16 protein-coding genes are annotated in these 19,241 nt (G+C 43.6%); 9 read left to right on the top strand and 7 right to left on the bottom strand.

What is annotated here, in order from left to right:
• Positions 1-7 precede the first annotated feature (7 nt).
• On the bottom strand, positions 8-1,432 hold the full coding sequence (locus FPL27_RS03755; RefSeq protein WP_143959813.1) for a hypothetical protein: 1,425 nt from the start codon (positions 1,430-1,432) through the stop codon (positions 8-10).
• 525 nt (positions 1,433-1,957) lie between these two features.
• On the opposite strand from FPL27_RS03755, the gene FPL27_RS03750 reads away from it, so the two are divergent.
• On the top strand, positions 1,958-4,318 hold the full coding sequence (locus tag FPL27_RS03750) for an ABC transporter permease (RefSeq protein WP_143959812.1): 2,361 nt from the start codon (positions 1,958-1,960) through the stop codon (positions 4,316-4,318).
• 28 nt (positions 4,319-4,346) lie between these two features.
• Positions 4,347-4,967, top strand: coding sequence for a thioredoxin family protein (locus tag FPL27_RS03745; protein ID WP_143959811.1), 621 nt, complete (start codon positions 4,347-4,349; stop codon positions 4,965-4,967).
• A gap of 131 nt (positions 4,968-5,098) precedes the next feature.
• Here the strand turns inward: FPL27_RS03745 and FPL27_RS03740 are convergent, their stop codons facing one another.
• From FPL27_RS03740 to FPL27_RS03720, 5 genes are all read right to left on the bottom strand, one after another.
• Positions 5,099-5,389, bottom strand: coding sequence for a hypothetical protein (locus tag FPL27_RS03740; RefSeq protein ID WP_143959810.1), 291 nt, complete (start codon positions 5,387-5,389; stop codon positions 5,099-5,101).
• Between the two features lie 46 nt (positions 5,390-5,435).
• Positions 5,436-6,752 carry a S41 family peptidase gene (locus tag FPL27_RS03735; protein ID WP_143959809.1) on the bottom strand — a complete coding sequence of 439 codons (1,317 nt, stop codon included), beginning with the start codon at positions 6,750-6,752 and terminating at the stop codon, positions 5,436-5,438.
• Between the two features lie 70 nt (positions 6,753-6,822).
• Positions 6,823-7,260, bottom strand: a complete 438-nt coding sequence (locus FPL27_RS03730) for a nuclear transport factor 2 family protein (protein WP_143959808.1) — start codon at positions 7,258-7,260, stop codon at positions 6,823-6,825.
• Between the two features lie 245 nt (positions 7,261-7,505).
• Positions 7,506-8,072 carry a protein N-terminal glutamine amidohydrolase gene (locus FPL27_RS03725; protein WP_185974292.1) on the bottom strand — a complete coding sequence of 189 codons (567 nt, stop codon included), beginning with the start codon at positions 8,070-8,072 and terminating at the stop codon, positions 7,506-7,508.
• A gap of 70 nt (positions 8,073-8,142) precedes the next feature.
• Complete coding sequence (locus tag FPL27_RS03720) at positions 8,143-10,656, bottom strand: TonB-dependent receptor domain-containing protein (RefSeq protein WP_143959806.1); 2,514 nt, start codon at positions 10,654-10,656, stop codon at positions 8,143-8,145.
• 266 nt (positions 10,657-10,922) lie between these two features.
• Here FPL27_RS03720 and FPL27_RS03715 point away from each other — a divergent pair, with 266 nt between their 5' ends.
• From FPL27_RS03715 to FPL27_RS03695, 5 genes are all read left to right on the top strand, one after another.
• Positions 10,923-12,002 (top strand): sensor histidine kinase, encoded by a 1,080-nt coding sequence (locus tag FPL27_RS03715; RefSeq protein WP_143959805.1) that lies wholly within the window; start codon positions 10,923-10,925, stop codon positions 12,000-12,002.
• On the top strand, positions 11,999-12,730 hold the full coding sequence (locus tag FPL27_RS03710; protein WP_143959804.1) for a LytR/AlgR family response regulator transcription factor: 732 nt from the start codon (positions 11,999-12,001) through the stop codon (positions 12,728-12,730). The genes FPL27_RS03715 and FPL27_RS03710 overlap by 4 nt, the downstream gene beginning before the upstream one ends.
• A gap of 251 nt (positions 12,731-12,981) precedes the next feature.
• Positions 12,982-13,932 carry an NmrA/HSCARG family protein gene (locus FPL27_RS03705; RefSeq protein ID WP_143959803.1) on the top strand — a complete coding sequence of 317 codons (951 nt, stop codon included), beginning with the start codon at positions 12,982-12,984 and terminating at the stop codon, positions 13,930-13,932.
• Between the two features lie 545 nt (positions 13,933-14,477).
• Positions 14,478-15,140: a DUF6266 family protein gene (locus tag FPL27_RS03700; RefSeq protein WP_143959802.1), complete on the top strand. Its 663-nt coding sequence runs from the start codon at positions 14,478-14,480 to the stop codon at positions 15,138-15,140.
• A gap of 80 nt (positions 15,141-15,220) precedes the next feature.
• Positions 15,221-16,003 (top strand): hypothetical protein, encoded by a 783-nt coding sequence (locus tag FPL27_RS03695; RefSeq protein WP_143959801.1) that lies wholly within the window; start codon positions 15,221-15,223, stop codon positions 16,001-16,003.
• Between the two features lie 127 nt (positions 16,004-16,130).
• Here the strand turns inward: FPL27_RS03695 and FPL27_RS03690 are convergent, their stop codons facing one another.
• Positions 16,131-17,279, bottom strand: coding sequence for a DUF4221 family protein (locus FPL27_RS03690; protein WP_143959800.1), 1,149 nt, complete (start codon positions 17,277-17,279; stop codon positions 16,131-16,133).
• 213 nt (positions 17,280-17,492) lie between these two features.
• On the opposite strand from FPL27_RS03690, the gene FPL27_RS03685 reads away from it, so the two are divergent.
• Together FPL27_RS03685 and FPL27_RS03680 are read left to right on the top strand one after the other, a co-directional pair.
• A complete protein-coding gene (locus FPL27_RS03685; RefSeq protein ID WP_143959799.1) occupies positions 17,493-17,831 on the top strand; it encodes a P-II family nitrogen regulator in 339 nt (112 codons plus the stop codon).
• Between the two features lie 33 nt (positions 17,832-17,864).
• A complete protein-coding gene (locus FPL27_RS03680) occupies positions 17,865-19,097 on the top strand; it encodes an ammonium transporter (protein ID WP_143959798.1) in 1,233 nt (410 codons plus the stop codon).
• The last annotated feature ends 144 nt before the right edge of the window (positions 19,098-19,241 follow it).

The raw sequence follows: 19,241 nt of genomic DNA, 5'->3' as shown, positions 1-19,241 counted from the left end.
ACTTTATTTAGCTAGCACACCTTAGCACCTCATTGGAGAAATGTGTGGATTTTATTGATTTTGCCGCTTCACGAATAGCGGCCTTCACCTTTTGTTCTCCATTTGCCTGACAGGATTTTTTCAAAACTTCTGCCTTGAAATGGTCACTGCTCATATTACTTACACTACTGATAAGTGTTAGCAGCTGCTCTTCCGAAAGTTTTACTTTACCCAAAAGGGAAAGGAGAATTTCACTCCTATGAAAATCACTTTTAACCTTGGAGGCCTCTTGGATAAACTGTCCATAATTCTGAAGGTGCTTACCTTCCTTGACCATCAATTGCATAAACTCTGATTTATAGTGATCAGAGTTATATCTGCCAAGTGTACTGAAAAGAGTCTCATAGTTTTGGGCTGAAAGGCTCTGGCTCTTCACCAAATCCTTTAGAGTATTGTTGCGGTAATGGTCGGAATTGATTCCTCCCGTAGCATGAATCATTGCGTCAATGTTTTTGCTATTTAGCTTATCCCCTCTTTTCATAATCCTACCTAACACCTCACTTTTGTAATGGTCAGATTTGATCTCAGGAACCAACTGCCCCAGTAAGAAATCCATTTCCCTATCGGAAAAATCGTTTGGAACCTGATTCAGTATCTCTGCACGGTAATGGTCACTTTGGATGGTTCCTATAAGTTGTAGCAACTGTTGTTGCTGACCGGAAGTAGAATGGTTCTTAACCAATAGCTTTACCAATTCAGTCTTGTAATGATCTGATCCAATGGTTTCCACTGCTTTGAGAAAAGCACCCTGGTTCCTTGGATTTGAAAGCAACATTTGGTGGTGCTGCTTAAATATTTCGGCGCGGAAATGGTCGGAACGGATGTTTTCACCTATCGCATCGATCACCATCGGAACCTCGCTATCCCTTAAATTTTTACCCATTAGCAATGTAGCATATTTTGCCTTTACATGGTCGCTTTTTAGATTCCGCAACTCATTGACGACTCCCTTTGCCCCACCAGAACTGTAGATTCTATCTACCCGGGCCTCAGCAGCGATAGTTGTGCTCTGCAACAGTTCAGGCAACAGATCCGCCAACCAAGCCTTACCGGTAGGATCAAAGGGCTTTTTTCGGCCACCCTCCTTGTACTCATAATCCAATTCATTTCCTCGGCTGCTTATGAACAATTCCCGCTTGTTGCCGAAAGTGGTTTTCTCTATTCTTATATAGCCTCCATCAGAGATGCTGGTAATATATCGGTCATCCGGCCCCAGACTGATCTCCCCTTCATATTCCACTTTTAGGCTTTGGCTTTTTTCTTCTATAATATGATGGTTTGTCCCCTTGGATGTTATTACTGTCTGAGCCTCCACTATAGGGGTCACCAACAAAGCCATCAGTAATAAAACCCAACCTAAATGTAACTTTCTAAAGTGTATATAATGATTCATAGCCGATATTATAATGTTTAAATGATATTCCAAAAATCTATTTTATACGGTTCAATTAAAAATGGATTGTCTTCAACCGTTTATTGAAAGACATGAACTGTATATTTGCTGTATTTAAACGAAAGCGGAAAAACGAACCTCTTGTTAATTTTGTCCCTATCTATTCCCGTACCTGCACAAAGACACATGGCGAATTAAACTTCTTTACCGCCATTCCAGTACCGATTTCAAATGGCTCCTGAGTGCTCGTATCAAGGCATCATCCACTGGGTCCAATCTAAAGACGAACAGTTTTGACCGTATGCGAACTAATCTGAAACCACACTTTTGAAAACCGTATTTAAATTTACTTTTTGCCCGATCACGAACAAAAATGTACGGTAATTATTTGTTTCACTAGCCCAAACAGCCATTCTTTACTCCCAAAAGCAACTTTTCAATGGCATATAAATTGGCATTTGGTCAAAGATGTCAACAACTATTTGAAGCGAAAGCAAATATTTTTAACCCCTAAACTCTCTTCCTATGTTAAAAAGCTATTTTCTAATAGGGCTCCGAAACCTTGTGAAGGAGAAGTGGTTTTCACTCATCAAAATTCTTGGACTTGCCCTGGGCCTGGCTGCCACATTTATAATAGGTTTATATATACAGGAGGACCTTTCCTTTGACAGGTTTCATCAAGATTCTTCCAGGATCTATCGTGTCCTTACTTTGGACATGGCCGAAGGGGTGAGCAGTAAGCTTGTGGGGGTGACCCCTGGCCCATTGGGACCAGCCATGGAAGCCGAACTTCCCGAGGTTACAAACTCGGTAAGGTTAAGGCCTCAAGGACGGCTTAACATCAATTATGGGGATAAACTTTTAAGATGTGACGGTTGCTTTAGGACTGAGTCTTCCTTTTTTGAAGTGTTCAACTTCCCGGTTTTGGAGGGGAAAAAAGAAGGGATATTGGACGAGCCAAACACGATTGCCATTACCGAAACCCTATCGAAAAGGATTTTTGGAGAAGAAAGCCCCATTGGTAAATCCATAAAGATCAACCAAACTCTTGAGCTTTATGTAGTGGCACTGCTGGCTGATCCACCGGCCAACTCCCATATTCAATTTGACCTGCTCAGATCTTTGGTTCCTGGCCAGGATGAAGAGAACTATCTGCAATCCCTCCTACAGTGGGGAGGGCTCAATACTTTTACCTATCTGAAATTTGACAGGAACATAGACAAGGATGAAGTAGATGCCAAGATCCAAGGCATAGCACGAAAAAATGAGGCCGTGGAATTCTTCGTCCCCACGTTGCAGGCGTTAGAAGATGTTCATTTGGGTTCAAAGGAAATTCTTTTTGAAAGCAACTTCAACAAATCTGACATGCAAAACGTGGTAGCACTATCGATAGTAGCGGTACTGATATTGTTTTTAGCCATAATTAATTTTGCCAACCTGGTCACTGCTAAATCCACTTCCCGGGCCAAGGAAGTGGGGATAAGAAAAGTTGTGGGTGCCTACCGTACCCACTTGATCTGGCAACACCTTTCTGAGTCCATTCTAGTGGTATTACTTTCAGCAGTCATCGCCTATGTTTTTGTTCTGACCCTCCTACCGGTTTTCAATGATTTATACCAAAGAGGTGCGGGAATAGAAGGGCTTTTCGAATTACAGAATCTGTTGGTCATTGGGGGACTCATCCTTGCTGTGGGAATAATTTCTGGCCTGTATCCCGCCTTTGTGCTTTCGTCCTTTAATCCGCTTTCCGTGCTGAAAGGGGCCTTCAAAAATTCCGAAAGCGGCAAATCACTTCGAAAATCTCTGGTGGTAGTCCAGTTCACCATTAGTATAGCCCTGATAGTGGGGACGGCCATAGTTTACCAGCAGATGGATTTCATCTTTACCACAGATCTGGGTTATAACAGGGACCAGATCATTACCCTTTCCCAAAATACCAGCAACAGTGAGTTCCTGAAAAATGAGCTTTCACGGGATCCTAACATCAATTCAATTGGTACTTCTTCCGCCCAAATAGGGCAACAGCTTCCTCGGGGAGGGGTCTTGCCTCAAGGCTCTACAGAGGACGAGTCTGCCTATATCGTTAGCGAGATGAGCATTGATGAGTCGTTCATTCCCACCATGGGTATGACTATAAAAGAAGGTCGTAACTTTTCACCGACATACTCAGACTCCTTATCTGTGATTATCAATGAGGAAATGGTGAAACTGTTCGGTTGGGATGACCCTATTGGAATGAAGCTCGAAGCTGGCCCGGAACCCCTGACCGTGGTCGGGGTCGTCAAAGATTTTCATTTTGCTACCATCCGCCATAAAGTGGAGCCTTTATTGATGTTTTACAGTCCCCAGAACAGCCAAATGGCCATAAAGGTGGATGCGCAGAACCTTACTCAAACCTTGGAAAATATTGAAGCGACTTGGAAAACGGTAAACCCAGAGATTCCTTTTGAATTTAACTTTCTTGACGCAGAATTTGCCAATCTATATCGAAACGACCAGGCTTTTGCGGCCATGTTCCTGCACTTTGCCATACTTGCAATTGTCATAGCTTGTTTGGGCTTATTTGGCCTATCCGCCTACACTGCGGAGCAAAGGCAGAAAGAAATCAGCATCAGGAAGGTTTTGGGAGCCACACCGGGAAATATCCTTATGAAGCTTTCCCTGGAGTTTATATCATTGGTAAGCATTGCCTTTATCATCGGAGCAATTCTATCCTACTTTGTGATGGGCCAATGGCTGCAGGATTTCCAGTACCGAATCCAGATCGAACCTTGGGTTTTTCTGATGGCTGGAATCATTGCGCTGCTAATCACAGTGATGACCATTAGTTTCCAAACTATTAAAGCTACGTTCAGTAACCCGATACGCTATTTAAAAAGTGAATAAGAAAGAAAAACTTTAAATCAATAAACCCATGAAAAATTTTAGAACCGTATACTCGCTATTAGGAATGTTTCTCCTTATGATCACCTTTGTAAATGCCCAGAACAAGGATGGTTATAAAGTTGGGGACAAAGCCCGAGACTTTAATTTAAAAAGTGTCGACGGCAAAATGGTCTCTTTGAGTTCGCATGAAGATGCCAAAGGATTTTTAGTCATATTTTCTTGCAATACCTGCCCCTATGTAGTAGCCTACGAGGACAGGATGATAGAACTTCACAACAAATATGCCCCACAAGGTTATCCTGTAATTGCCATCAATGCCAATGACAAAACCCAGTCTCCAGGTGACAGTTTTGAAAAAATGCAGGAAAGGTCCAAAGGCAAGAAATTCCCTTTTGCCTATATCTATGATGAAAGCCAAGAAATCACCCTTGCCTATGGAGCCACCAAAACCCCCGAAGTTTACCTGCTGGAAAGGGAAGGCAATGACTTCGTGGTCAAATACATTGGTGCAATTGACAACAACTTCCGTGAAGCAGATAAAGCCAATGATAAATACGTGGAAAAAGCCATGGATGATATCCTAAACAACAGACAGGTGGCAGTAAACAATACAAAAGCCGTCGGCTGCACTATAAAATTTAGAAAATAGATCATACACTTGAAAAAAACTACCCCCCTTTCCTGGATTGCACGGCAACAGTAAGCCTTATGATCAGGAGAAATATAAATTGAAATAGTAGAAAAGGAAATAGGGAAATATTTCGCCCCAGGCATATTTCCCTATTTCTCCGAAACTGGTAAAGATTTGAACCTAGCCCCCTTCTCTACAAAGGTGATGGGCACAAACTTATCCGTAGGAGCCCCAATAAAATACACTGTCCAGTTAGGGTCGTGTTTGGCGAGCATTTCACTCAAACAGTCAGCCCTATGTCCCTGAGGATTGCTGCAGTCGTCCCAGTAAAACAATTCCACCCGATAATGGAGTGTTTGTTTCTCATTGTTGATGGTCACTTCCACCTGAATGTCCTGCTTACCAGGAGCAGTGGGTATAGGAATGGCTATGTGTGTCATGGCTGTACAGTTAAGTTAAAAATAACGTTTAAATCTAATTTATTCCTTAATTTCCTTTCGTATAGGTTTCTTCATTTCCATTGAGGTAAATACCAGTCATTGCCTTTACTTCATTGTTTTCCTCATGAAATTTGACCCTGAAGTTGGACATATCCTTAATCCCGAAAAGCCCTCTGTCCAAAGGAATCAACTCGAACTTGGGACTGCCGGATCTTTTGTAAAACAACTTCCCGTTTTCCACTGTGACTTCCCTTGGGCCATAGACCCCCGTGTATCTTACCAGTTGGGAACCTTCAAGTTGCAGGGGCTCTTCTTGCGCCTTGAAATTTGTGAGATGCCACTCATATAGCTTTTTAGTTTCAGGGGACGCTTTACCGGCGAGCGTCTCTAGTGCCATGATCTGAGCAGTGAGCAATGCCTCATCGCTTTCCACCTTCATATGTGGTTCAACCCCTACACCTTCCCAGTTCGTTTTTGTAATCGGATTTATTGCCCTGCCTGTGGGCAAAGAAATCATGAACCGGTCTGCAACCACCATCCTTTGGACAGGGTGGGCACCTCCTCCGGTAGTTTCACCCACAATAGTGGCCCGGTTGAGGTGGCGAAGGTTGTATGCAAATTCCTCGGCAGCGGAAAAAGTATAATTGCTCGTCAATATATAAAGGTCAACATCCGGCATCCGTTTACCCGGAATCTCTTCCAATGTCCAGGTTTCCCAGGTTTCATCATTTGGACGGTTATAAAAAGTATTTAAATGAATAGGGTCGCCTTTAAAGAAATAGCTTGAAATAAGCTGGATCATTGTAGGTGAACCGCCTCCGTTTTCCCGCAGGTCAATGATCACGGCATCTGCATTGGCCAAAAAATTCATAGCGGCCACTGCTGTTTCTTTGGCAAAGTCAGCGTGTACAAATCCCTTTAGGTTCAGATAGCCTATATTGCCATCCAATATTTTCAGTTCTTTAAACCCAAAGTTATCCCTCCTCTGGTTATCTAGGTAGTTTCTCTTGGCGTCAGGACTGCCTGATGAATTTTGCCCCATTACCGGCTTCTGTTCAAAGATTACACTTAGATGGCGGTCATTGCTGATAGACCTTAGATCCTCAGTCAGGCACTCGGCAAATTCTTGCGGCCACTCCAGGCTCTTATAATTATTTTTAAGGCCTTCTTTAATGAGTTCAGCCATTTCTTCAGCCACTTCGGGAAATATATAATTATCCCTCAAGAGTTGACTGACCTCCTCGACCACCTGGGCTCGTTCTTCCTCCGTCAATTTAGTGGCATGGCTTTGGGCCTTAATATCTAAAATGGATGCTGCAAACAGAATCAGCAACAGAAAGGTAAATTTAATATCAAGTGCCATCGCTTATATCTTAAAGGTGATTTTTTGCCTACTCTGCCCACCGACAATGCGGCTTTTCTTTATTTTCTTATCAGTCCTCAACTGTCTGCCAAAGTACGTTCACCACTTTCCACTTACCATCCAATTTGGCCAGATGGAAGTAATCAATTCCCCAGTGGGCTTCCACTTTTGCAGAAGCAGTTTGGTCTAAAATCTCAAATATGGTTATCTTTTTCGGTGATTGGTCTGTAACCCCGGCACTGGTGTTCCAGTCTGAGGCCATTTCCAGAAACTGCTCAAATGTCATAAAGGCCTCCACATAATCGCCATCCTGATCTTTGTAATAGCCCCTTTTATGTAAATCCTTTGCCACCCCTCGATGGGCTTTGGAAAGATCCGCCTCGTAGAAAGCCTCCACATAATCCAAGATGGCCCTTTCAATGGCATCTTGGTCTTTAGGCTTATAGGCCAGGCTTCCAATCAAGAAAGCACTAAGCGTGAGAAAGAAAATAATTTTCAACGGTATCATAACATAAAATTTTGGTTTTATTAACCATAACCAAATGGATACCAACTTCTTTCGATGAAATTGCGCGAAAAATAAAGGAAATGACTGCTAGCAGTTTTAAAAAGCGGACGTTTTTGCCCGACTGCGGACTAAAAAGAAGGGCCCAAGATACTTCTCGGGAGGCAGGGGACCTAATCAATCCTAATTACATGATAGGATTTTTTCTTTGGGAGTCGTTATTGGATCTACAAGGGGAATAGTCCAATTCAAATGTCAAAAACCGAAGAAATCATGTTTTTTCCAATCATTTGCATTTCGCCCAGAGTAAGGCGTTGTTCTTTGCATTCTGCTGTAAAATCCCTTAAACCCTGAAGCAGGAGTTTGCCATCACTGGCTATAGGTGACCATATAGGTGGCGTGAAGATCCACTCTCCACCAACATCTTTCATATGGCTTCTGTCAGATGAAAACGAACGGATATAATCGGCTGCAGGTATGGATTTGAAGAGCGGCAGATCTTCAGTCAGCCAGTTGACTGAATTTGGAAAAGTGTGCTTTAAATAATCTTGTAAAGATACAGGGAAAGTCAGGGTAGTATCAAAGTCAAAAATCAGCTGATCCCCATCCTTGTCCGCCAGCAGGACCACATGATAATCCCACCATACCGGATCATTCCCATGTGCTGATTGCTGAGCATACAAAGGGCATTTCTTTTCCTCATTTGATATGATCAGGACATGCTTCAGTAATCCCTCCATGCTAGGGTGTAGGCATAGATGCCAAATGTTTTCCTCACAGTAATTGGCTGTATAGCTGAAGGTTGATCTTTCCATAGGGGCGCAATATAAAAAGAAAAATCCACCGAGCATACCCGGTGGATTCTATTATCTACAATATTAAAACTTAATTATTTATTATCGCCTCCTGAGCTCCGCCGCCCCCTTGCTTCAAATCCTCATTAGTTACTCCACGCTTTCTTCTCCTAGGACCATCTACACTAAGTTTTCCAATTCTATAAGAGAAATTGATCTTGAAGTTCATGTTTCTCATTGTATTGGTACTTTGTTGCATAATGGTTGGCGTGATCAACTCGTTGTGGATCCTCATTTCAGTGGCCAAGAAGTTTTCGGCTCCGAAACCAATACTTCCTCTTTTCTCATTAAACTGCTTATTCAAGTTCAAGCCGTACATTCCAAATCCGCCGGAAGTACCCTGAAGCTGCACCTGTCTACCTCTTGCAAAAGTAAAGGCCTGGATCTGCCAGTTTTTAGGCAAGGTATAGTTGGCAAATAACCTACCACTGACTACAAATCCCTCATTGGAAGCAGCGTACAATGGATCCTCAAGTCCGTTGTCCAGCATGGCGTAGTAACCGTCAACACTACCGTTCATGGAGAATTTGCCTGAAAAGTTGATGTTCGTAAAGACACTCAAACCATAAGCTCTCTCCTGCCCAATATTTTCGAAGGTCGTAAAGATCACATCATTATCCTGAATGGTTCTTACCGGCTGAATAGATCCGGTTGTATTTCTTACGAAACTGGTAAAGTTCACTGAAGAACCTTTCACAAAGGTGCTATAAGATAATTCATAATTGTCTGTCAACTCAGGATCCAAAAGTGGGTTACCCTGGGAAATTTGCTGAGGGTTTGCAGCATTGATGTTGGGATTCAAGAACTGCAAAGATGGTCTTTGTACCCTTCTGTTGTAAGCGGCCTTGATCATGTTGCCGTTTTTTAACTTCCTGCTCAAGTTCATGCTTGGCACAAACAAGCCATAAGAAGGAATGTCAGCTGGCAATTCAGAGTTTCTGAAATCCGCATCGATAGTGGTATATTCATATCTCAATCCAGACTTCAAGGTGTAGTTATCCCAGAATCCTAAAGTATAGGACATGTATGCGGCTGTTACATTTTGATCATAATTGAAGGAGTTGGAAAAAGCCACATCCTCGACTTGGTTAAAAGGTCCATCAGAGCCTTCCGCGGTAAAGTAACCGAAATCACTGATTGCTTTTCTCAAAATATTCTTAGCACCATATTCCAAAATCTGATTCGTGCCGCTACCTAATGGAGTGACATAATCTAACTGAATGGTAAATTCCTCATTGATGCCACGGTTTTCGTTTCTGATTCTGCTGGCAACCTGGTCAAAACTCTCAGTAAACAGACTGTTCACAAAGTCATTGTTCCTTGTGTTTTTGCTATATAAACCTGACACACTAAATTCCTTAAGCTTTTTCTCGTAGGTTTTTGTATAGTTGAAGTTCAAATCCACATTATTGGAAAGGTCATCAACATTTACATTTCGAAGGAGGGCATTTACGAACTCATCTTCCACAAAAGTCTCTGTCAAGAGGTTGTTCTGACGGTTTCTCATATTCCTCAAGCCCACACTTACAGAAGCCGTCATAAAGTTATATTTGTTGATCTCGTAATCCCAACCAAGATTATATCTACCAAAAAGCATATTGGTTCGGGTGTCTGCAGATTGGTTAATCTGTACATCGGCACCTCCGGGATTAAGAAGGGTTTGTTGGTTTTCAAATGCTCCCAAAATATTATATCCGCTTCTTCCAAAACCTCCCAATGTCCAGCCCATTTTGCCTCTTTTCAAACTTGCATTTAGGCCAAGGTTTGATCCACGTACACCTGCACTGGTATTGATGTTCAATGAAGCACCTTGCAGATTGTTCTTTTTGGTGATGATGTTGATCACACCACCGGTACCTTCGGCGTCATACTTGGCCGATGGAGAGGTGATGACTTCGATTGATTTGATTTCCTCTGCTGGAATCTGCTTCATGGCATCTGAAATGTTAGAAGCCACAATGGCAGATTGCTTACCATCGATAAGCACAAGGATATTGGCACTACCTCTCATGGAAACATTTCCGTCAAGGTCTACAGAAAGCATTGGGACACGTCTTAAAACATCAGTCGCGCTTCCACCCACCGTAGTTTTGTCAAATTCTGCATTATAGATAGTTCTGTCCACCTTTTCTTCAATAAGGCTTCTCTGTCCCATTACAGTCACTTCTTGAAGGTTTACACCCTCCTCTTCCAATCTCAAATCTCCCATATCGAGTGACTTGTTGCCATCTGTAATGGAAATAGTTTCGGAAGTGAGTGCCGCAAATCCCATGAATGCATATTGCAATACATAGTTTCCGTTTTTGAACCCAGTGATATAAAACCTGCCTTCCACGTCGGCTACTGCTCCAGTTACTTGCTCTTTGGTTTCCGCATTCAACAGCACAGCTGAAGCATATGGAACAGGTTCTCCGGTGGATTTCTCTAAGATACGACCGGTAATACGGTAGGTTGCTTTTTCTGTGTCAGCATTCTGCGCAAGCAAAACTTGAAACGAGGTGAGAACCAAAAGTAGGGATAGCAAAAATTGCTTTAAAATTTTCATGAGTATTGTTAATTGAAGAAGTCCGATTTGGACGTTTTACAAAAGCAAAGAAACTCCTGATTTCTATTATTAAAAAATGCGATAGACCGAAAGGAGCTATTCATCGACCAATTCCCATTTCGGACGGATGAACGGTTTTGTGGAATTAAGGTGCTGACTTGGTCTAGTAGATTAAGCCTTTCGCCGTCAAAACTCCCAGGTTGGTAGATAGCATTAGGTTGAAAGATTATTTTTATCTTAGTTTATCCGAAATACCATTAATCCCCATGCCTGTAGAAAGTCCTTTAAAAAAGAAAATTGCCATCCTCATCCATATTTTGGGCTGGTTTCTTTTCGGTTCCTACCTCTTTATCATCACCCCACTGTCCTGGAAAGCAGATCTACCCCTAGAGTTTTGGGCCAAACAATCCCTTATGCTTGGGCTGTTATTAGGTGCCTTTTATTTCAACCTTTTTTACCTGGTACCTAGGATCCTTTTCAAGAACAAAACCTTCTTGTTTCTTATCATTGCCCTGGCCATGGGTGGCATATATACCGGGCTTTTGATTGCCTATGACATTTCCTTTAATATGCAGGAAATCATGCATAACATCTTCCGCCCCGACACTACATTTGTACCACGACCTAGGTCCTTTTCCAATTATGACTTTTATAACCTTATGGTGTTTTACATGGGAATAGGCATCAGTACCAGTGTGGGGGCGGTCCGAAAATGGCAGAAAGATGAAGCGTTGAGGTTAGAAATGAACCGGCAGCAGGTTGACTCGGAGCTTACTTATCTTAAAGCTCAGATTAACCCCCATTTCTTCTTCAATACGCTCAATAACATTTATTCCCTGACTAACCTGGACATACAAAAAGCGCAGACCGCGATCCTCAAACTGTCCAGAATGATGCGTTATGTGTTGTACGAAACTGAAAAAGACAGCACCATGCTGAGTAAAGAATTGGACTTCATCAAGGATTACATAGAGCTCATGCGCCTTCGGCTTTCAGACAAGGTGCAGGTAAACATTGAAATCCCACAGCAGTTTGAAGATGCCAGATTAGCTCCTATGTTGCTATTGCCTTTCCTCGAAAATTCTTTCAAGCATGGAGTAAGCTCACAAAGGCCTAGTGCCATTTCGGTCAAGATTTGCGTAAAGGACAAAATGCTAAAAATGGAGGCGGTCAACACTATTTTCCAATCGAACCAAAACACACCCGAAGGAAGTGCCAGTGGCATTGGGCTGGCCAACACTAAACGAAGGCTTTCCCTTTTATACGGGCAAAAACATGAACTTAAAATAGATGACCAAAACCCTGAAAATGAATATAGGGTAGATTTGAAAATTAATTTGTCATGAAAATCAATTGCATTGCCGTAGACGATGAGCCCCTGGCCCTTGACCTTGTTAGCAAATTTGTGGAGCAGACGTCATTTTTGACTTTGGTGGGAAAATTTGAAAACGCCATAGAGGCCCTTGGTTTCGTTAACCAGAACGAAGTGGACCTAATTTTCCTTGACATACAGATGCCTGACCTTTCGGGCATGGAACTGGCAAGGGTGCTAGATGCAAAAAATTCAGTCAAAAAACCTAAAATCATCTTCACCACCGCTTACAATCAATTTGCTATCGAAGGGTATAAAGTAGATGCTGTTGATTACCTCCTCAAGCCCTTCAGTTATGAGGAGTTCCTTAAAGCCTCCTCCAAGGTTTTACACCATTTTGAGCAGCAAAATAACACCAACCCCTCAAACAGCAACAGAGAGGAATACATTTTTTTAAAGGTAGAATATCAGCTCGTAAAGGTAAAACTGAACGAGATCACCCACGTGGAAGCCTATAAAGATTACGTAAAGGTCTACTTGGTCAACAAACCCAATCCCATACTCTCCCTCACCAGTCTCAAGAACATGGAGGAACTCTTGCCTACCGACAGGTTTATGAGAGTTCACCGCTCCTTTATCATCGCCCTAGACCATATCGACTCCGTCTCCCGCAACATCGTCCACATCGGCAAAACCCAAATCACCGTCAGCGAAAACCACAAGGATGCATTTCTGCAATTTTTGAGTAAGTGGATGGGGTGAGACTCGCACACCTGATCCCCGAAGACAGAAAAAAGATGGGACATCTGGATGAAGTAGAGTTTGGGAAGGGGAGTATGAGGCTGTATTTGCCGGAGTAAGATGTTTACGTTTTTATATTCCAATCAACATGCATTTTTCAGGCTATTTATCTGTATATTAGATGTTTAAATGATTTTTGACAGTTCCTTTCCAATAATTACATCCCAGGTAGCTGTCTGTTAAACAAATTTTTAAACCAAATTCCTCACATCATGGCACAAAAGAAAATCATCACTGTATTTGGCGCCACCGGAGCCCAAGGCGGTGGATTGGCAAGGGCAATCTTGAACGACCCTGATAGCGAATTCTCGGTTCGCGCGGTAACGAGAGACCCATCTTCTGAAAAAGCCAAGGAGTTGGCCGACACGGGGGCTGAAGTGATCCAAGCAGATATAGACAAGCCTGATACAATGGAAAAAGCCCTACAGGGAGCGTATGGTGCTTATTTCGTCACTTTCATTTGGGATCATTTTTCCCCGGAAAAAGAGATTGAGGAAGTAAAGCAATTTACGGAAGTGGCAAAGAAAGCAGGCTTGAAACACATCATCTGGTCTACGCTTGAGGACACACGCAAACTGGTGCCCTTGGAGGATGACCGAATGCCCACTTTACAGGGTAAATATAAAGTGCCCCACTTCGACGCCAAAGGGGAGGCTGACCACTTCTTCAAAGAAGCCAACCTGCCTACCACTTTTATGATAGCCTCTTTTTATTGGGACAACTTCATCCATTTTGGAGCGGGACCCAAGAAGGCAGAAGACGGCAACTATTACCTCACCTTTCCCCTCGACGATAAACGTATGAGCGGAATCGCCTCCGAGGACATCGGCAAATGTGCCTATGGCATATTCAAAAAGGGAGAGGAACTTATCGGCCAAACTATCGGGATCGCAGGTGAACACCTTACGGGACAAGATATAGCAGACGGGCTTTCGGACGCTCTGCAATTGAAAATAATCTACAATAACGTATCACCTGATACTTACAGGAGCTTTGACTTCCCCGGAGCAGATGACTTGGGAAACATGTTCCAGTACTACAGGGATTTTGAAAAGGAATGCATGGCCGTACGCGATGTGGATTTCTCCAGACAGCTGAACCCTGAACTGAAGTCCTATAAAAAATGGTTAGCGGAAAATGCCACCAAAATCCCATTGGAGTAGCCTGAGAGCCTACGTTGCCAAAAGAAAGGTAATTCACACCGCAACCGGGCATAGAAACATTCATCTCGACAAAAGCCTACCTAGATCGACAGGCGGGGTCTCTCGGACTCTTAGCTGCCAATCTAGGTAGGCTTAATTCTTTGTGCGCCCAACCCCTTAACCGACATTCCTATCACTGCCCCCACTGGGTGATATAATCTTCGGCGAAGGGCCAGGCTAAGAAATCATGTTAATTTCGTAAGTTAGACTTGTCATGATCAAGATTAGAATATTCTACTGTTTTTACATATATCATCAGCGTATCAAGAGCGTATAAAGCACCATATTTAACGTTGATGAACCGAAGATTATTTGTTTTTAATTTTGCAGTAAAAAGAAAAAAATCTCTACCTCTATTTGGTTTTATACTTTTTAAGTGTAATTTACTATGCCTTAAGCATATAGAAATGGTAAGCCGGTAATTTTTAGGAGGGAAAAAGCTGCTTTTGGTAAAGTGATCGCGTTTTTCAGTACATCATTTATATCCACTTTTAAACAACCATTTTATGGCAAGAGTCACAAGCACCCATGCGGATTTGCAGGGCACAATCGGCAACACCATTATCTATGAAGTAAATGGGGAAAAATTTGCCCGCAAGACACCCAGAAAACTAACCTCAAAGGAAAAGGAGAATAGGCCCCCTACTGAGCTTCAGCTGTTTCACCAACAGAAGCTTTCCTTGGCCAGTGACTTCCTGTTTCCTATCATGGAGGTCATAGAGTTTGGCTATCACAACTTTAAATCCGGAATGAAAAGGGGCATCCACCAAGCCACAAGCAACCTGATGAACAAGGCCCTATATTTTAATGAAGAAGAGGAACTGCTGGTAGATCCCGCCCAAGTAATGATTAGTCAAGGTAAGCTAACGGGATTTTCCAACCCATCCGCTGCCTGGACCGAGGAGGGAAAAGTGCGGCTGCAATGGGACAACAACACCGGCATCGCTGATGCCAAGGCCAAAGACCAGGTGGTGATCCTCCTTTACCACCTTCGCTCAAAGCTCTCCTTTGCGGTCCTGCAAGGCAACTTCAGATCCCAACAGCAGCAAGAAATCCTTGCCCCTTTGCAATTTCAAGGGGAGTTACACATTTATATTGCCTTTTCACGGCACATTAAAAGAGGCAGGAAGTTCGACATTTCCGACAGCGAATATCTAGGGGTAATTTAAATGGGTTGAACTGTTGAACTGTCGAATCGACGAACTGACAGTTCAACAGTCAAACAATCTCAAAAAAAACATCAACAAAAATGGCAAAACAAGAAGGACCCATATTTTTTACGGGCAATATTGGCAAACTGAACTTTTACAAGGATAAGGATGGCTATCAGGTCAGGGATAAAGGTGGTGTGACGGCTGAGCGGGTAAGCTCTGACCCAAAATTTGCCCGGACAAGGGAAAACATGGCGGAGTATGGTGCTGCCTCTACCAACGGCAAGTACATCAAGCAATTATTGAAAAAGGTGGAGCATAGAACAAAGCTGACAGACCTTTCCACGCGCCTGCAGAAAATCCTGATGCAGATGGCAAAAGAGGATCCAAGCCACTCTAGAGGCCATAGAGTGGTAGAGGGCGGGAATTGGGACCGCTTCTTAGATTTTGACCTCAATCCGCACACCCGACTTAGCAGCATTTTGAGGTGGCCTTATGAAATTTCTACTGACACCGGAAAATTGAAAGTAAGCATGCCGCAATTCCATCCTTCGCACATGCTGAGGTTTCCAGATAATGCCACGCACTTCAGGCTCCACCTCCACCGTTTGGACATCAATCTTGATGAGGAAAATGATAATGATTGCATCATGCAGGAAACACCACTAATCCCAGTTGAGACTTCCCCCATTGACTTGCTATTGGAGGTTCCAATGGGCGCTCCGGCATTTCGGTATTCGTTGTGTACGCTTGGCGTGGAGTTCTTTCAGGTCAATCTAGGCAAGGCATTCGCCCTGGCCAAAGGAAAATCCAACCCCTGCAGGATCATCGGATGGATCAAGCAGAACAAAGAAGAAAGCAAGGTATCCACCACGCAATAATACTTCCAAAAGGTGATAATCATAGGTTTTACAAGCCCTTAAACGTACGAGTACGACGGGAAAAATTCGCTTTGTGCGACTTCCATTTAACTTGGTGTTACTTTGTGACCCATTGCAAATTATATCGTTATCCGCCCAATTCCAAACACTCAAACACCATCCTATCTTCTTCATTATCCGGATTCTCAGGATGCTGGATGGAGAGGTAAAGGCCATCTTTGCCTACAAATAGGTTGTTTGGGTGGTACTTTCCCTTGGGGAAATAGGTTTCACCCAAAAGGTCAAGGTTTTTGTCAATGACCATTATCACGAAATACCCAGGGGTATCCCTCAAATGGGCAAGCTTTTCGGGGTCGGTCTCCTCTGTGGTCGGGAAGGCGAATCTGTAGTAGACCTCCCGGTAGGGGTCATAGACCAGGTGCTCATAGCGTGATGATCCGAAGATGTATTGTTGGCTTTTTTCCGGGGCTGGAAATACTGGCAACTCCCTGTCCAAATACGAACTTGGCAAGGAAACGCTTTCCAGCTTTTGATCTACACCTTCACTGTAATACACGCGGTGATCACCAAAGAAACTGTATACAAACTTCTCCCCGTCAAATGCCATACTGGGCTCGATTTGCTTTGGGCCTTTATCCATATAATCTGCCGGGTAGGTATGGGAAATAAATCTCGAACTGGACTCCTTCAGGTTAATCGCAAAGGAGACCTGGCTATCTTTCAGTTCCTCGCTACCCATCTCTCGAATATTGCCAAATACTCGGGTTCTGGCAATCAATTCATCCCCAATCAGTACAGGAGGGGACAAAAAGTAAGCACCGTGCACAAATGCCGGGGAATAGCGGTCCGGCACCTCATAACGGATCTTTTCCTTAATTACCCCAGTGATATCTGTCAACACAATAACCGGACTTCGCTGGCTAAACAGGAAAATGCTATCAGGATTGTGGACGTGAAATCCAAAAAGTTCTCCGGCTGCCTCCGGTCCTTCCTTTTCAAATTTTAGGTTGCGGGTTATTTTGCCATCTTTGGCATCATATACCTGTAGGGAGTTCATTTCCCAGTTGATATTGAATACCAATTCGTTCCCTTGATCCTCAAAATATCCCAGCCCCATACTGAAATTAGGGGTAGTCTCGTCCAATTCCAGGCTGATCTTTTTACCCATATACTGCAAAGAAACCGGCATTGGCTCTTCCGTGGATGCACCTCCACAGCTAAGTAACATCATTAGAGGGGAAAGCAGCGCTAGTGGTTTCAAAAGATGTTTATTCATAAAAGCAACATTAATTCACTAACAATTTAAGAGATACATTTGGAAAGGCAAAATTTACCAACCTCAGAAACCGACCTACATTAAAAAGTAAACCTTATTATTAAACCTTATTTTAATAATTTTCATTATTAATCTTATTATCATGTTGTTTTTTAAACCTATTATAGATAAATTAACATAATATTCAATAAAACACCTTTATTTTTAAGCCTAATGAAAAAAATAGAAGCTTTGATTAGAACTTCAAAATTTGAGGAAGTCCACGCTTGCTTGACCGAGCTGGATGTCAAATTCCTCACCTTTTTTGAAGTGAAAGGAATTGGGATGGAAAATGCCAAAACCCAATCCTACAGGGGTTCCGATTTCAATCCCGGCTACATTCCCAGGACCAAACTGGAGATGGTGGTCACCGATGAGCAGGTGGACAAAATTGTGGACTGTATCCTTCATCATGCCTGCACCAAGCAGGTGGGGGACGGGAAAATATTTGTCAGCCCCATCGAAAGCGCCTACCGCATTCGAAACAAGGACCGGGACCACGCCGCACTTTAGAACTAACCAAACACTACAAACCTATTAAACACCATGCAACAAGAGCTTTTCACCATCAATAACCTATGGATGATGGTGGCTACCATATTGGTATTCATCATGCACCTGGGGTTTGCCGCCCTGGAGGCCGGGCTTACGCGAAGTAAAAACACCATCAACATTCTTTTCAAAAACACCATCATCCCCGGCCTTGGCATTCTCACTTATGGCTTGATCGGGTTTAACCTTATGTACCCGGGAGAAATCTTTCAGGGTGCATTTATCGGACTGTCAGGCTTTGGAATCAACCTTCCTGCAAACTGGGACAACGCCGGCTACAATGAAGGATATACTTTTTACACTGATTTTGTATTTCAGGCCATGTTTGCAGCCACAGCGGCTACCATCGTATCAGGCGCCGTGGCCGAAAGGATAAAACTCAGCAGTTTCATGTTTTTTTCCCTCATGTATGTGGGCATCTGCTACCCAATAGTAGGCATGTGGAAATGGGGCGGCGGGTTTCTGGACACCCTGGAAACACCCTTCTACGATTTTGCGGGATCTACCATCGTGCACTCAGTTGGTGGATGGGGAGCATTGGTTGGGGCCATTCTCCTTGGGCCGCGAATTGGGAAATACACCCCACATGGCATCCGCCCCATTCCCGGACACAACATCCCCATGGCCGTGATAGGCGTGTTCCTGCTATGGTTCGGCTGGTTTGGTTTTAATGGAGGCAGTGTCCTTTCGGCCAATCCGGGAGAAGTTTCGAAAGTATTTGTCACCACCGCCATGGCCGGGGCTGCGGGATCCATAGGTGCCCTTAGTGCAGCCTACTCCTTCACGCGCACTTTTGACATCACCATGGTACTCAACGGGATTTTGGCAGGACTGGTGGGCATCACTGCAGGGGCTGACGTGATGGGCCCCTTGGATGCAGTGATCATCGGCAGCATAGCCGGGGCACTGGCTGTGGGCGGGGTGATCTTTTTTGACCGCCTGAAGATCGATGACCCGGTGGGAGCCATTTCGGTGCACCTTATCTGTGGCATTTGGGGCACCCTGGCCGTAGGGATCTTCGGTTCCCTCGCCGGCTGGCCCCAGATTGTCAGCCAACTGACAGGTATTGTGGTAACGGGCTTGTTTTGCTCAGTATTTAGTTTCATTCTCTTTTTCGGGATGAAAAAAGCCCGCGGCATCCGCGTCCTCGCCCGGGAGGAAATCGAAGGCCTAGACGTGAACGAGCACAGCATGCAGGCCTATCCGGACTTTGCTTCGAAGGAGTGATTCGCGGAAAGAAAAGGGACACAGAGGGACACAGAGTTTCTCAGAGTTTTAAAGGGAGTTTCGCAGAGTTTCTTCTTCGCGGAAATTGATTCGATAGCTAAGTACGAAGTAAGTGTACACGAAAAAAAACCTTCCAAGTCTATG

Source organism: Litoribacter populi, from assembly GCF_007483685.1.
GTDB classification, from domain to species: domain Bacteria; phylum Bacteroidota; class Bacteroidia; order Cytophagales; family Cyclobacteriaceae; genus Litoribacter; species Litoribacter populi.
Note: the sequence above shows the minus strand (reverse complement) of the source record. Positions and strands in the feature narration are given on the sequence as shown.